Here is a 14,420-nt window from a genome sequence, read left to right on the forward strand (position 1 = left end):
CTAGATAAAACGGGTGGATCGTAACAAATTGCCGCAATTCTGCGTTGCATGCTCAATGGATAGGCAATCTCTGAGTCTCCGATAAAATATCGGGTTTTCCCGAGGTAACGGCCGCTCGCGCGCGCCAGAAGGAGACTCATCGCAATGTCGTTGTTCCGCAAGAAAAACATCGAGCACATGCTGGCCGGCGCGCACAGCACATCGCTCAAAAAGACGCTCGGCGCCCTGGATCTGACGTTCCTCGGAATCGGCGCGATCATCGGCACGGGCATTTTCGTGCTGACCGGCACCGGCGCCGTCCAGGCCGGCCCGGCGCTCATGATTTCGTTCATCATCGCGGCGATCGCGTGCTGCTTCGCCGCCCTCGCCTACGCGGAATTTTCGTCGACGATTCCGGTCGCCGGTTCCATCTACACGTATTCGTATGCGACGCTCGGCGAACTCGCCGCGTGGATCATCGGCTGGGATCTGATGCTCGAATACGGGCTCGCGACGTCCGCCGTTTCGGTCGGCTGGTCGGGCTACTTGCAGTCGCTGCTCGCCGGCTTCGGCATCTCGCTGCCGACCGCCCTGACCGCCGCGCCCGGCGCGTTGCCCGGCGAGGTCACGTTCTTCAACCTGCCCGCGTTCCTCGTGATGATGGCGATCACCTGGCTGCTTTCGGTCGGCGTGAAGGAATCGACGCGCCTGAACAACATCATGGTCGCGATCAAAGTGACCATCGTGCTGCTCGTGATCGCGGTCGGCGTGTTCCATGTGAAGCCGGCAAACTGGCAGCCGTTCATGCCGAACGGCTGGTCCGGCGTGTTCGGCGCGGCGGCCGTCATGTTCTTCGCGTTCATCGGCTTCGATTCGGTGTCGTCGGCGGCCGAGGAAGTGAAGAATCCGAAGCGCGATCTGCCAATCGGCATCATCTCGTCGCTCGCGGTGTGCGCCGTGCTGTACGTGGCGGTCGCGGCCGTCGTGACCGGCATCGTGCCCGCGCCGCAGTTCGCGAACAATCCGCATCCGGTGTCGTTCGCGCTGCAAGTCGCGGGTCAGAACTGGGTCGCGGGCTTCATCGATCTCGGCGCGGTGCTCGGCATGCTCACCGTGATTCTCGTGATGAGCTACGGCCAGACGCGCATCATCTACGCGATGTCGCGCGACGGCCTCTTGCCCGCGCGGCTTTCGAAGGTGCATCCGCGCTACGCGACGCCGTTCCTCACGACGTGGATCGTCGGCATTTTCTTCGGTCTGATCGGCGCGCTCGTGCCGCTCAACGTGCTCGCCGAGCTCATCAACATCGGCACGCTCGCCGCGTTCTCGATGGTCTCCATCGCCGTGCTGATCCTGCGCCGCACGCATCCTGACTTGCCGCGCGCGTTCCGCTGCCCCGGCGTGCCGGTCGTGCCGATTCTGGCGGTGGCGTCGTGTCTGTTCCTGATGGTCAATCTTCAGGCGATGACGTGGATCGCGTTCGTGCTGTGGCTCGTGATCGGCCTCGCGATCTATTTCCTGTACTCGCGACGCCATTCGGTGCTCGGACGTCGAACGCACGAGCAGCGAGAGACCGTGACGCACTGAGCGTCTTTGCTCGACACAAAAGCGCCGCCCTCGAGGCGGCGCTTTGCATTTGCAGCGGCAAAACCTTGAGTTTGGGACGGACGTTCGCGCCGATAGCGACGCCCGCCGATTTGTGTTTTACTCATTGTCACAAACACATAACACCAATTCCGGCTGAACGCTCACGGCGGCAGATGGCAGGTGCGTGGCGTGAAGCTGGATCGTCCTCACTTAGGAGACAGTGAAAATGGCGCTCAGCATCAGCCTGACGGTCAATGGGAAACCGGTGACCGCCACCGTCGAACCGCACGTTCTGCTCGTCCAGTTTCTCCGCGATCAACTCAGGCTCACCGGCACGCATATCGGCTGCGACACGGCGCAGTGCGGCGCGTGCACCGTCCATCTCGATGGCCGCGCGATCAAGTCGTGCAACATCCTCGCCGCGCAGGCGGACGGCATGGAAGTCACGACCATCGAAGGCATGGCGAAAGACGGCCAGCTTCATCCGATGCAGGCGGCGTTCAGGGAATGTCACGGCCTTCAGTGCGGCTTCTGCACGCCGGGCATGGTGATGAGCGCGAGCGCGCTGGCTGCGCAATCGCCGAATCTCTCCGAAGAAGAAGTGCGCGAGCAGCTCGACGGCAATCTGTGTCGCTGCACGGGCTATCACAACATCGTCAAGGCGGTCTTGCAGGGCGCGCAAAACATGAAAGCGGGCGCCTGATTCCGCGTCAATCCACATTTCACACGATGTATCGCGCCTTTGACCAAGGAGATCGCGATGAATGCCCCTGAGCAACAGAAACTGATCGGCGCTGGCGTGAAGCGCAAGGAAGACTATCGATTCCTGACGGGCGCGGGCCAGTACACCGACGACGTCGTCATGCCGCAGCAAAGCTACGGCGTGTTCCTGCGTTCGCCGCACGCGCACGCGAAGATCGCGCGCATCGATATGGAAGCGGCGCTGAAGTCGCCGGGCGTGATCGGCATCTTCACCGGCAAGGACATGGCGGGCGAGAACGTCGGCGGACTGCCGTGCGGCTGGCTCATCCACAGCACCGACGGCTCGCCGATGCACGAGCCGCCGCATCCCGTCATCGCGCACGACAAGGTGTTGCACGTCGGCGATCAGGTCGCGCTCGTCGTCGCCGAATCGGTGAAGGAGGCGAAGGACGCGCTCGAACTCATCGAGGTCGATTACGACGAACTGCCCGCGACGGTCGATACGGCGAGCGCATCGGACGCGGGCCAGCCGCTCGTGCACGACAGCGTGCCGAACAACGTCTGCTACAACTGGGGCCACGGCGACAAGGCCGCGACCGACGCCGCGTTCGCGAAAGCCGCGCACGTCACGACGCTCGATATCGTGAATCAGCGGCTCGTGCCGAACGCGATCGAGCCGCGCGCGGTCAACGCGAGCTATTCGAAGCACGACGACAGCTACACGGTCTACGTCGCGAATCAGAACCCGCACGTCGAGCGCTTGCTGATGGCGGCGTTCGTGCTGTCGCTGCCGGAATCGAAGCTGCGCGTGATCGCGCCGGATGTCGGCGGCGGCTTCGGCTCGAAGATTTTCCTGTATCCGGAAGATGTCGCGCTGACGTGGGCATCGAAGAAAGTCGGGCGTCCGATCAAGTGGGTGGCCGAGCGCTCCGAAGCCTTCCTCTCCGACGCGCACGGCCGCGATCATGTGACCAAGGCCGAACTCGCGCTCGACAAGGACAACAAGTTCATCGGCATGCGCGTGCATACGACGGCGAACATGGGCGCGTATCTGTCGACGTTCGCATCGTCGATTCCGACCGTGCTCTACGCGACGCTGCTCGCGGGCCAGTACACGACGCCCGCGATCTACGCCGAAGTGAAAGCGGTCTTCACGAACACGGTGCCCGTCGATGCCTATCGCGGCGCGGGCCGGCCGGAAGCGACGTATGTCGTCGAGCGGCTCGTCGAGACGGCGGCGCGCGAGCTGAACATCGATCCCGTCGAATTGAGGCGGCGCAATTTCATCCGCGAGTTTCCGTACGCGACGCCGGTCGGTCTCACGTACGACATCGGCGATTACGACGCGTGCCTGAATCGCGCGCTGGAACTCGCGGATGTCGCGGGTTTCGCAAAACGGCGCGACGAATCGAAGCAGAAGGGCAAGCTGCGCGGCATCGGCTATTCGTGCTACATCGAAGCGTGCGGGCTCGCGCCGTCGAACGTGGCGGGCGCGCTCGGTGCGCGTGCGGGTCTCTTCGAAGCGGGCGAAGTGCGCGTGCATCCCACCGGCTCCGTCACCGTCTTCACCGGTTCGCACAGTCACGGACAGGGCCACGAAACGACGTTCGCGCAAGTGGTCGCGGACCGGCTCGGCATCGCGATCGAGAACGTCGAGATCATTCACGGCGATACGGGGCGCATCCCGTTCGGCATGGGCACGTACGGCTCGCGTTCGATTTCGGTGGGCGGCTCCGCGATCATGAAAGCGCTCGATAAAGTCGAAGCGAAGGCGAAGAAGATCGCGGCGCATCTGCTGGAAGCGTCGGCGGAAGATATCGAGTTCACCAACGGCGTGTTCCGCGTGAAGGGCACCGATCGCACGAAATCGTTCGTCGACGTCTCGCTCGCCGCGTACGTGCCGCACAACTTCCCGCTCGAAACCATGGAGCCGGGCCTCAACGAAAACGCGTTCTACGATCCGACCAACTTCACGTATCCGTCGGGCGCGTATGTGTGCGAAGTCGAGGTCGATCAGGACACCGGCGAAACGCGCATCGAAAAGTTCACGGCCGTCGATGACTTCGGCAACGTCATCAATCCGATGATCGTCGAAGGGCAAGTGCATGGCGGGCTGGGGCAGGGCATCGGCCAGGCGATGCTCGAACGCTGCGTCTACGATGACAGCACCGGCCAGTTGCTCTCCGGCTCGTTCATGGATTACGCGATGCCGCACGCTAGCGATCTGCCGAACTTCACCGTCGAGACCGCGAAGGGCACGCCGTGCACGCACAATCCGCTCGGCGTGAAGGGCTGCGGCGAAGCGGGCGCAATCGGTTCGCCGCCGGCGGTCATCAACGCGATTCTCGATGCGCTCGCGCCGCTCGGCGTGAAGGACTTGCAGATGCCCGCGACGCCGCATCGCGTGTGGACCGCGATGCATAACGCTCAACGCGCCTGAGGAGACCGGCAAATGTACTCATTCGACTATCAGAAAGCGGACGAAGCGAAGGCGGCGGTCGCGGTGCTTTCCGCCAACGGCGACGCCAAGTTCCTCGCGGGCGGCCAAAGCCTCTTGCCGACGATGCGCCTGCGGCTCGCACAGCCCTCGGCGCTCGTCGACGTGACGCGCATCGCGTCGATGAAAAACGTCACGCTCGACGGCGACAAGCTCACGATCGGCGGCGCGGTGTCTCATGCGGCGGTCGCATCGAACGCGGATGTGCAGCGCGCGCTGCCGGGGCTCGCGGATCTCGCGGGACGCATCGGTGATCGACAGGTTCGCGAGCGCGGCACGATCGGCGGCTCGCTCGCCAACGACGATCCGGCGGCGTGCTATCCGTCAGCCGTGCTCGCGCTGAACGCGACGGTCGTGACCGACAGAAGGCGCATCGCCGCGGACGATTTCTTCATCGACATGTACACGACCGCGCTCGAACCCGACGAGCTCATCACGGCCGTCGAGTTTCCGCTGGCCGAGCGCGCGGGCTACGAGAAGTTTCGCAATCCCGCGTCGCACTTCGCGCTCGTCGGCGTGTTCGTCGCGAAGTTCAAGGACGGCGTGCGCGTCGGCGTGACGGGCGCGGCGTCTTCGGTGTTTCGTCCGGCGGAGCTGGAAGCGGCGTTGTCGAAGGACTTTTCGGTGGCATCGGCGCGCGGCGTGACGATCTCGCCCAACGAGCTGAACGCGGACATGCACGCGAGCGCCGAATATCGCGCGCATCTGATTCCGGTGCTCGCGGGCCGCGCGATCGAGCGCGCGATGTCGTTCTAGTCCGCGATGACGGAACAGGCGCCGCAATCCATCGACGAGACGCTCGCGCGCTTGCGCGAGCATCGCTACTTCGCGAACCGCGAGCTCGCGACGGCGCTTTTTCTCGCGCTGAAGATGCAGCGGCCGCTCTTTCTCGAAGGCGAGCCGGGCGTCGGCAAGACCGAACTCGCGAAGGCGGCGGCGGGCTTGTGCGGCACGACGCTGCTGCGCCTGCAATGCTACGAAGGGCTCGATACCGCGAGCGCGCTATACGAGTGGGACTATCCGCGGCAGATCATGGCGCTGCGGCTCGCGGAGGCGTCGGGCGAAACGCCGTCGAACGATTCGCTGTATCGCAGCGAGTTTCTGCTGAAGCGTCCGCTGCTTCAGGCCTTGCTGCCCGATGCGTCGAATCCCGACGCGCGCCGCGTTCTGCTCATCGATGAAATCGACCGCGCCGACGAGCCGTTCGAAGCGTTTCTGCTCGAATTGCTGTCGGACTTTCAGGTGTCGATTCCGGAGTACGGCACGGTGCGCGCGGCGCAACCGCCGCTCGTCGTGATGACGTCGAACCGCACGCGCGAAGTCCACGATGCGTTGAAGCGGCGATGCCTCTATCAGTGGATCGGCTATCCGCAGCGCGATGTCGAACTGGCGATCGTCGCGGCGCGCGCGCCCGAAGCGGGGCAGGCGTTGCAGCAGCGCGCCGTCGCGTTCGTGCACGAGCTGCGCACGCTGGATCTCTTCAAGGCGCCGGGCGTCGCGGAAACGATCGACTGGTGCCGCGCGCTCGCGGCGTTGTCGGTGACGGAACTGGATCCGCAATCGGTGCAGAACACGCTCGGCGTGCTGCTGAAGTATCAGGACGATCTCGCGCGCATGGACGCCGATACGCTCGCGCAATGCCTCGCGGCCACGCCATGACGACCACGATGGAACCGTTCGCGCGCAACGTCGTGCATTTCGTGAGGCTTCTGCGCGGCGCGGGGCTCGGCATGTCGCCGGCGCACGCGGTCGATGCGCTCGACGCGTTGCGCTTCGTCGATCTGAATCGCCGCGACGATGTGCGCGCGACGCTCGCGTGTTTGCTCGTCCACGCGAGCGACGAACGCGACATCTTCGATGCGGCGTTCGATCTTTTCTGGCGCGATCCCGACTGGGAAGGCAAGCTGCGCGCGCTGTTGCTGCCGAAGGTGAAGAGCGGCATGCCGCCGCCGAAGCGCAACAACCGTCTCGCCGATGCGTTGGCGACGCGCGCGGCGGCATCGTCGACAACGCCGCCGCGGGAATCGAAGCCGGAAGAGGCGCACGCGCGCATCACGTTCAGCGCGCAGGAACGCTTGAGCCATCGCGATTTCGACACGCTCAGCGCCGACGAATGGCGCACGCTGCGGCATCAGATTCGCGCGCATCGGATGCCGCTCGCGACGGAACCGACGCGCAGGCTGAAGGCGGGCTCGCGCGGCACGCATGCCGATCTCAAAGCGAGCGCGCGACACGCCGTGCGCTCGGGCGGCGACTGGACCGTGTGGAAATATCGCGCGGCGGTCGAGCGCAGACCGCCGCTCGTGTTGCTGCTCGACATTTCCGGCTCGATGAGCGCGTATTCGCGCGCCGTGCTCTACTTCTGTCACGCGCTATTGCAATCGCGCGAGCGTCTGCAAGTGTTCCTGTTCGGCACGCGGCTCACGAACGCGACGCGCGCCTTGCGCGAACGCGATCCCGATGTCGCCATTGCCGCGCTCGGACAGAACGTCGCGGACTGGTCCGGCGGCACGCGCATCGGCGCGACGCTCGCGGAGTTCAATCGGCGCTGGGCGCGGCGTGTGCTGGCCGGTCGGGCGACGGTGCTGCTCGTCACCGATGGCCTCGATCACGAAGCCATCGACGTGCTCGATGCCGAGATGCAAAGACTCAGGCGTTTCGCGCATCGGCTGGTGTGGCTCAATCCGCTGCTGCGTTTCGCCGATTTCACGCCGCGCGCGCGAGGCGTGCGCGCGATCCTGCCACACGTCGATGCAATGCTCGCGGCACATAACCTCGACAGCCTCGGCGCGGTCGGAGCCGAACTGGCCGCGCTGTCACGGCACACTGGAGACACGAGATGGAACTGACCGAAACACACACGTTGCCGGTGCCGCAGGCGCGCGCGTGGGAAGCGCTGAACGACACGTCGATCCTGAAGGTCTGCATTCCGGGCTGCGACAGCATCGACGCCGATGGCGAGAACGGCTACAACGTCGCGATGACGGCGGCGGTCGGTCCGGTGAAAGCGCGCTTCAAGGGAAGAATGGAGCTGACGAATATCGACGCCCCGCATACTTACACGATCGTCTTCGAAGGGCAGGGCGGCGCGGCCGGCTTCAGCAAGGGCAGCGCGACCGTGAACCTCGAACCCGGCGACGAAGCCGACACGACGAAGCTCAGTTACAGTGCAAACGCGCAGGTCGGCGGCAAGCTTGCGCAGATCGGCTCGCGGCTCGTCGACGGCGCGGCGCGCAAGATCGCGGGAGAATTCTTCAAGCGATTCAGCGCGCAGCTGCAAGGCGGCCAGGAATCGCAAGATGCAGCCGCCGACCAAGACGAAAGCGGCGCAGAAGAGAAGGAAAAGGGAAAGAAATCATGGACAGCGTGGATCTCGAAGTCCTGAAGAACAGCGCGCGATGGCTCGAAGAGGGACATCGCGTGCTGCTCGTGACGGTCGTGAAGACATGGGGCTCGTCGCCGAGACCCGAAGGCGCGATGCTCGCCGTGCGTGACGATGGCCACGTCGTCGGTTCGGTGTCGGGAGGATGCATCGAGGACGATCTCATCGATCGCGTGCGGCAGCGGGGCATCGAGCAGACGAAGCCGGAAGCGGTGAAGTACGGCATCAGCGCGGAAGAGGCGCATCGCTTCGGCTTGCCGTGCGGCGGCACGATCCAGCTCGTGCTGGAGCCGCTGACGATGGAAAGCGGCATCTCGGAATTGTGCGCGGCGGTGGAAAGCGGCAGGCTCGTCGCGCGCACGCTCGACATGGCCACGGGCGCGGCGCGCCTCGAACCGGCGCAGGCCACCGACGGCGTGCTCTTCGACGACGCGCATCTGCTGACGATTCACGGCCCGCGTTACCGGATGCTCGTGATCGGCGCGGGGCAGTTGTCGCGCTATCTGTGCAGTATCGCGGTCGGGCTGGATTATCAGGTGACCGTGTGCGATCCGCGCGAGGAATACACGGAAGAGTGGAATGTGCCCGGCACGACGATCGTGCGAACCATGCCCGACGACACGGTCATGGAGATGAAGCTCGACGAACGCTGCGCGGTCATCGCCCTCACGCACGATCCGAAGCTCGACGATCTCGCGCTGATGGAAGCGCTGAAGACGCCCGCGTTCTACGTCGGCGCGCTCGGTTCGCGGCGCAACAACGCGGCGCGGCGCGAGCGTCTGAAGGAGTTCGATCTCAGCGAGGCCGAACTGGCGCGGTTGCATGGGCCGGTAGGCATTTATATCGGCAGCCGGACGCCGCCGGAAATCGCGGTGTCGATTCTCGCGGAAGTCACGGCGGCGAAGAACGGCGTGTCGTTGCCCGAACTGTTGCAGGTGGAAGGCGCGAAAGCGGCGCGCGAGGTTGCCGGAAAAGGCGAAGTCTGCGGCGTCTGATTATTACAAAATCCTGACGAAACGCGGCCCGGACGGGCGCGACGGCTATATAATAATCATTCTCATTTGCGTGGCCGGCTTCGGCTGACGCGCAGCCGTTTCCCTTTCAGCTCAACGATTTAGTCGAATGCCCGGCAAGTTTTTGACCGGCGATGACCAGCGCGCAGCCGCCCGCGCCGATGCATCGCCCGACTCGCGCTCGTCCGCGAACAAGCGCCACATGAGCCAGCGCGCGCTGCGCGTATGGTCGATCGTGCATCGGTGGACGAGTCTCGTCTGCACGGCGTTCATGTTGCTGCTGTGTCTGACCGGCTTGCCGCTCGTGTTCGGCCACGAACTCGACATCCTCACCGGCGATGCGATCGAAGCGCCAGCGCTGCCTGCATCGCAGGCGAATGCGCACGCGAGCTACGACGCGGTGTTGCGCGCGGCGCTGACCGAGCATCCGGGCCATGTGCCGCAATACATGATCTGGGAGCCGGACGATCCGCTTTTGCCGGTCGTCGTCACCGCGCCGAAAGCCGACACGCCGCCCGACGATACGCTCAGTACGACCGTCGATGCGCGCACCGCCCAGCCTCTCGGCATGCCGCCCGGCAAAGGCTCGCTCAAGTTCGTGCTGCTGAAGTTGCACGTCGACATGTTCGCCGGGCTCTTCGGCAAGCTCTTTCTCGGCGCGATGGGCGTCGTGTTTCTCGCGGCGATCGTGTCGGGCATCGTCGTGTATCTGCCGTTCTGGCGAAAGGTCGGGCTCGGGCGCGTGCGCCTGAAGAAGAAGCGGCGGATCGTGTGGCTCGACTGGCATAACGCCATCGGCATGTTGACGCTCGCGTGGGCGTTGCTCGTCGGCGCGACGGGTTCGATCAACACGCTCGCCGATCTCATGCTCGAAGCATGGCGCAACGATCAGCTCGCGCAGATGGTCGCGCCGTATCGTGACAAGCCGCCGGTCGTCGTGCGCGCTTCCATCGACGATGCCGTGAAGACAGCGCAACGCGTCGCGCCCGAGATGATTCCGTCGTTCGTCGCGTTTCCGGGGACGCGCTTCGCGAGCCCGCATCACTATGCCGTGTGGATGCGCGGCGACGGCATTCTGACGACGCGGATCATGCGACCTGTGCTCGTCGATGCATCGACGGGCGCGCTCACCGATTCACGCGAGTTGCCGTGGTATCTGAAGGTGCTGCTCGGCTCGCAGCCGCTGCATTTCGGCGATTTCGGCGGCATGCCGCTGAAGATTTTCTGGGCCGCGTTCGATGTGCTGACGATCGTCGTGCTCGGGAGCGGGCTTTATTTGTGGCTGACGCGGCATAACCCGCGGAAGGGGAAGGGGACGTCGGCCGCGTGATGGACGTCCCGAATCCCTCAAATCAACCCGCAAACAATCGCCGCGATCAGCGACGCCGCCACGATCACCACGCCCGCCGTGCGCTTCTTGTTCAGCTCGGTCCACAGCAGCACGCCGGTAAGCGACAGCAGGACGATGCTGCCCGCGAACGTATCGATGAGCAGCACCCAGCCCACGCTTAGGCCAACGCCCTTGTGCAGGTTGGTCATCATCGCGAGGAAGGTGTTTTCGGTGCGCTTCACCGACACGAAATTGTTGCCGACCCAGTACTCCGCCATCACGCTGCCGCCCGGCGATGCCACCATCACCGACCATTGTTCCGGCTGCATCGTGCTCTTGTCGCCCCAGCCGACCGGATGCGCCGGTTCCTTGCGCGCGCGTCCGAGATTGCCGTCGATCTTCAGTTCCTTCTTCAGCCACGCGCCCATGTCGCGCGGCGACTTGAAGCCTTCGGCGGGCAGCGGCATCTGCATCTGCGAAACCTGCGGCTCGCCGGTCGAAATGCGCAGCGGCGGCGCGCGGTGATTCAGCAGAAAACCCGTCGCGCCGAACAGCAGGCCCAGCAGCGCGCCCCACAAACCGACCCAGCCATGCACCTTGCGCAGCCACTTCAGGAAGGTCGAGCGGCGCGAGCGATTCTTGCGGACGATCTGCTCGGCATCGTCGATGAGACGCCCATGCGGACGGTAATGCGTCGAGCCGCCCGTCGCGGACGGCGGCGTATTGAGGGTTTCAGGCGCGTTCACGCGTCTCTCCAGAATTCGGGCGTTGGCAGGCAAAGCCGCGCCCCGATCGCTAAACGCGCACGCGCGCGCGGCGATCGATGTCAGGCGGGCAAATGAGAATTGTTATCATTACATGCCGAAAAGCGCTTTTCAACGCTTTGCGATCGCCTGACAGTCCGCGAATGTCACAAAAAATTTCAAACGGGCCAAAGCGGGCCTTCCTGCATCGCGCCGACTTGCTCGCGCAATTCGAGGATTCGGTCTTCCCAGTAACGTTGCGTGTTGAACCACGGGAAGGCGGCGGGGAACGCCGGATCGTTCCAGCGGCGCGCGAGCCACGCCGAATAATGAATCAGCCGCAGCGTGCGCAGCGCTTCGATCAGATGCAGTTCGCGCGGATCGAACTCGCAAAAATCTTCGTAACCGGCGAGCAGATCGGTGAGCGCGCGCGATGCATCCGCGCGTCCGGCGGGCAAGAGCAGCCACAAGTCCTGAATGGCCGGGCCCATGCGGCTGTCGTCGAAATCGACGAAATGCGGGCCCGCGTCGGTCCACAGCACGTTGCTCGGATGACAGTCGCCGTGCAGACGCACGTGCCGCACATCGCCCGCGCGCTCGAAACATTGCGCGACGCCTTCGAGCGCCATCGACACGACGGCTTCCCACGCTTCGCGCACATCGGCGGGAACGAAGCCGTGCGTCAGCAGGAACTCGCGCGGTTCATAGCCGAAAGTGTCGATATCGAGCGTCGGCCGCTCGCGATACGGCTCGACCGCGCCCACCGCGTGAATCCGCCCGATGAAGCGCCCGAGCCATTCGAGCGTGTCGCTGCGATCGAGGTCGGGCGCGCGTCCGCCGCGCCGCTCGAAGATGGAGAAGCGAAAGCCGTCGAATTCGTGCAGCGTCGTGCCATCGAGCGCGCGCGCGGGCACGGCCGGAATCTCACGCGCGACGAGACTCGCGACGAACGCGTGCTCTTCGAGAATCGCCGCATTCGACCATCGTTTCGGCCGATAGAACTTCGCGACGATCGGTGCGCCGTCCTCGACGCCCACCTGATAGACGCGGTTTTCGTAGCTGTTGAGCGGCAACAGGCGGCCATCGGTGCGCGCGCCTGCGGGCATCAGCACGCGGTCGACTGCATCGAGTACGCAATCGGGCGTGAGGCCGGAGAAGGGCGGCGCGTCGTCGGCGGGCGCGCCCTGGGAGTCGGGATGGATCGAGTTCATCCCGGCATTGTGCCGCAATGCGGCGCGTCGCTTCTCAGTGCACGACCGTGTTCGACGGGCGCACGACATCGCCCGTATCGATCAGGTCTTCGAGAAAGAACGGCTCGGTATTGAGCAGTTTGGTTACGCCAGGCTCGCCCGCGTACCAGGCGACCATGGCCATGTCGCCGAGAATGCGCATCACGATGCCGCGCGCGCCCTGAGGCACGGCAATATGCACGGAGCGGACAATCGAACCGATTTGCATGATGAATCCCCGTTTCAACGCCGGCTGGGATTGAAGCGCCGGTCATATGTTTTCACCAAGCACAGGCTTTTCACGGCTCGTGCACCAGACAATCGCCGCGTCGCTGTTGCGGGAAGCGCGACACGCGCGGCTTTCATGAACGATTGTGCTCTAACTTTAGCGCATGGCGGCGCGTCGGCGCGACGCCATTCGCTTCGTTATGTTGCCGATCGCAGACGAATAGCAGCAATTAATGGGCTACGTGGCCGGATCGCGGCTTGCTTATCAGGCAAAACCCTGAGGATCGGCGTATCGTCGAGAGTTTTTTTCAGCAGAGACTTCATTCGTGGATGCTAACGCAAACCGGGCCGCCGATGCCGCTCCGTATCTCGAACGCGGCTCGCGCGCCTATTGGCGTGCTTCGCTCGCGTTGCTGTTCGCCGGTTATGCGACTTTTTCGCTGCTCTACTGCGTGCAGCCGTTGCTTCCCGAGTTCACGAAGGCGTTCGGCGTCAGTCCGGCGGTCAGCGCGCTCGCGGTGTCGGTGAGCACGGCGGCGTTGGCGATCGCCATCTTCATCGCGGGATTCGTCTCGGAAAGCTGGAGCCGTCATCGGCTGATGACGCTTTCGCTGCTCGCGTCGTCGGTGCTGACGGTGATCGCCGCCGTGCTGCCGGACTGGCACGCGCTGCTCGTCGTGCGCGCGCTCGAAGGCTTCGCGCTCGGCGGCGTGCCCGCGGTCGCGATGGCGTATCTCGCGGAGGAAGTGCATCCCGAAGGCCTCGGTCTCGCGATGGGACTCTACGTCGGCGGGACGGCCATCGGCGGCATGGCCGGGCGCGTGATCAGCGGCATCCTCGCGGATCTTTTCGGCTGGCGCGTTGCGATCGGCGGAATCGGGCTGCTGGGTCTGCTCGCCACGCTCGCGTTCCGTTCGCTGCTGCCGCCGTCGCGACGCTTCAAGCCGCGGCGCGGCGTCGGGTTCGCGCATCATCGGCGCTCGCTCGGCGGGCATCTGCGGCATCGCGGTTTGCCGTTTCTGTTTCTCATCGGCTTCGTGCTGATGGGCAGTTTCGTCACGCTTTACAACTACGTCGGATATCGGTTGCTGGGCGCGCCGTTCGAATTGAATCAGACGCAGATCGGCGCGATCTTCACCGTGTATTTGACGGGCGTGGTCGCGTCGCCGTGGTCCGGCAAGATGGCCGATGTCTTCGGGCGCGGCCGCGTGCTGATCGCAAGCCTGGTGCTGATGATGCTCGGCATCGCGTTGACCTTGTCGAACGCGCTGCCGGTGATCATTGCGGGTATCGCGTGCCTGACGTTCGGCTTCTTCGCAGGGCACTCGGTCGCGAGCGGCTGGGTCGGACGGCTCGCGATGCAAGCGAAAGGCCAGGCGGCCGCGCTCTATCTGCTCGCGTATTACATCGGGTCGAGTCTGATCGGATCGTACGGAGGGCACTTCTGGACCGCATTCGGATGGAAGGGCGTCGCCGGGCTGATCGGCGCGCTGCTGCTCGTCGGGATTGCGGGCGCGGTGCATCTGAACCGGCGCGAGCACGCTGTCGTCTGAACAATCGAAAGCCGATTGAAATAAGCCGAAGCTAAGGGTTTTTCCGCGTCCGCTTAAAAATAGGTGCCTGCAAGTCCTTGTCGCGCAAGGCTTTCGTACGTTTTCGTGGTTTGCCGTCGCACGAAGTTGGGCTAACGCCTTCGTTGGCGCGGCCTATACTCGAATCGTCGATGCAGC

Annotated in this window: 13 protein-coding genes; 10 read left to right on the forward strand and 3 right to left on the reverse strand. The window is 64.5% G+C overall.

The annotated features are described in order from the left end of the window. The first annotated feature begins 144 nt into the window (after window positions 1-144). From QCE58_RS01190 to QCE58_RS01230, 9 genes are all read left to right on the forward strand, one after another. Entirely contained in the window at window positions 145-1,566 is a 1,422-nt protein-coding gene (locus QCE58_RS01190) for an amino acid permease (protein ID WP_008352338.1), read from the forward strand. Between the two features lie 226 nt (window positions 1,567-1,792). Beyond that, window positions 1,793-2,269 (forward strand): (2Fe-2S)-binding protein, encoded by a 477-nt coding sequence (locus QCE58_RS01195; protein WP_008352336.1) that lies wholly within the window; start codon window positions 1,793-1,795, stop codon window positions 2,267-2,269. A 57-nt stretch (window positions 2,270-2,326) separates the two neighbouring features. Further along, complete coding sequence (locus QCE58_RS01200) at window positions 2,327-4,708, forward strand: xanthine dehydrogenase family protein molybdopterin-binding subunit (protein WP_250435380.1); 2,382 nt, start codon at window positions 2,327-2,329, stop codon at window positions 4,706-4,708. 12 nt (window positions 4,709-4,720) lie between these two features. Then, entirely contained in the window at window positions 4,721-5,521 is an 801-nt protein-coding gene (locus QCE58_RS01205) for a xanthine dehydrogenase family protein subunit M (RefSeq protein ID WP_008352333.1), read from the forward strand. A 6-nt stretch (window positions 5,522-5,527) separates the two neighbouring features. Next, window positions 5,528-6,424 (forward strand): MoxR family ATPase, encoded by an 897-nt coding sequence (locus QCE58_RS01210; RefSeq protein WP_008352332.1) that lies wholly within the window; start codon window positions 5,528-5,530, stop codon window positions 6,422-6,424. Next, the gene (locus QCE58_RS01215) at window positions 6,421-7,614 is read left to right on the forward strand and encodes a VWA domain-containing protein (protein ID WP_241814029.1); all 1,194 of its coding nucleotides are present in this window, start codon (window positions 6,421-6,423) and stop codon (window positions 7,612-7,614) included. The genes QCE58_RS01210 and QCE58_RS01215 overlap by 4 nt, the downstream gene beginning before the upstream one ends. Beyond that, on the forward strand, window positions 7,605-8,150 hold the full coding sequence (locus QCE58_RS01220; RefSeq protein ID WP_250481414.1) for a CoxG family protein: 546 nt from the start codon (window positions 7,605-7,607) through the stop codon (window positions 8,148-8,150). Before QCE58_RS01215 ends, QCE58_RS01220 begins: the two co-directional genes overlap by 10 nt. Further along, entirely contained in the window at window positions 8,123-9,142 is a 1,020-nt protein-coding gene (locus QCE58_RS01225) for an XdhC family protein (protein ID WP_175979682.1), read from the forward strand. The genes QCE58_RS01220 and QCE58_RS01225 overlap by 28 nt, the downstream gene beginning before the upstream one ends. A 127-nt stretch (window positions 9,143-9,269) precedes the next feature. Next, on the forward strand, window positions 9,270-10,490 hold the full coding sequence (locus QCE58_RS01230) for a PepSY domain-containing protein (RefSeq protein ID WP_250520865.1): 1,221 nt from the start codon (window positions 9,270-9,272) through the stop codon (window positions 10,488-10,490). 17 nt (window positions 10,491-10,507) lie between these two features. On the opposite strand, the gene QCE58_RS01235 is transcribed toward QCE58_RS01230, so the two are convergent. The 3 genes from QCE58_RS01235 to QCE58_RS01245 form a co-directional block, all read right to left on the reverse strand. Continuing rightward, window positions 10,508-11,236, reverse strand: a complete 729-nt coding sequence (locus QCE58_RS01235; RefSeq protein ID WP_250520866.1) for a PepSY-associated TM helix domain-containing protein — start codon at window positions 11,234-11,236, stop codon at window positions 10,508-10,510. 176 nt (window positions 11,237-11,412) lie between these two features. Continuing rightward, entirely contained in the window at window positions 11,413-12,444 is a 1,032-nt protein-coding gene (locus QCE58_RS01240) for a serine/threonine protein kinase (protein WP_239294357.1), read from the reverse strand. A 34-nt stretch (window positions 12,445-12,478) separates the two neighbouring features. Then, entirely contained in the window at window positions 12,479-12,691 is a 213-nt protein-coding gene (locus tag QCE58_RS01245; RefSeq protein ID WP_008352308.1) for a hypothetical protein, read from the reverse strand. 325 nt (window positions 12,692-13,016) lie between these two features. Here QCE58_RS01245 and QCE58_RS01250 point away from each other — a divergent pair, with 325 nt between their 5' ends. Next, window positions 13,017-14,243 (forward strand): MFS transporter, encoded by a 1,227-nt coding sequence (locus QCE58_RS01250; protein ID WP_250457070.1) that lies wholly within the window; start codon window positions 13,017-13,019, stop codon window positions 14,241-14,243. The last annotated feature ends 177 nt before the right edge of the window (window positions 14,244-14,420 follow it).

It is taken from the genome of Caballeronia sp. LZ028 (assembly GCF_031451415.1).
Taxonomy (GTDB): Bacteria; Pseudomonadota; Gammaproteobacteria; order Burkholderiales; family Burkholderiaceae; genus Caballeronia; species Caballeronia zhejiangensis.

Bases quoted from the DNA above. Each gene is read 5' to 3' on its own strand.
- QCE58_RS01190 (WP_008352338.1), top strand. From the start codon at position 145: ATGTCGTTGTTCCGCAAGAAAAACATCGAGCACATGCTGGCCGGCGCG.
- QCE58_RS01195 (WP_008352336.1), top strand. From the start codon at position 1,793: ATGGCGCTCAGCATCAGCCTGACGGTCAATGGGAAACCGGTGACCGCC.
- QCE58_RS01200 (WP_250435380.1), top strand. From the start codon at position 2,327: ATGAATGCCCCTGAGCAACAGAAACTGATCGGCGCTGGCGTGAAGCGC.
- QCE58_RS01205 (WP_008352333.1), top strand. From the start codon at position 4,721: ATGTACTCATTCGACTATCAGAAAGCGGACGAAGCGAAGGCGGCGGTC.
- QCE58_RS01210 (WP_008352332.1), top strand. From the start codon at position 5,528: ATGACGGAACAGGCGCCGCAATCCATCGACGAGACGCTCGCGCGCTTG.
- QCE58_RS01215 (WP_241814029.1), top strand. From the start codon at position 6,421: ATGACGACCACGATGGAACCGTTCGCGCGCAACGTCGTGCATTTCGTG.
- QCE58_RS01220 (WP_250481414.1), top strand. From the start codon at position 7,605: ATGGAACTGACCGAAACACACACGTTGCCGGTGCCGCAGGCGCGCGCG.
- QCE58_RS01225 (WP_175979682.1), top strand. From the start codon at position 8,123: ATGGACAGCGTGGATCTCGAAGTCCTGAAGAACAGCGCGCGATGGCTC.
- QCE58_RS01230 (WP_250520865.1), top strand. From the start codon at position 9,270: ATGCCCGGCAAGTTTTTGACCGGCGATGACCAGCGCGCAGCCGCCCGC.
- QCE58_RS01240 (WP_239294357.1), bottom strand. From the start codon at position 12,444: ATGAACTCGATCCATCCCGACTCCCAGGGCGCGCCCGCCGACGACGCG.
- QCE58_RS01245 (WP_008352308.1), bottom strand. From the start codon at position 12,691: ATGCAAATCGGTTCGATTGTCCGCTCCGTGCATATTGCCGTGCCTCAG.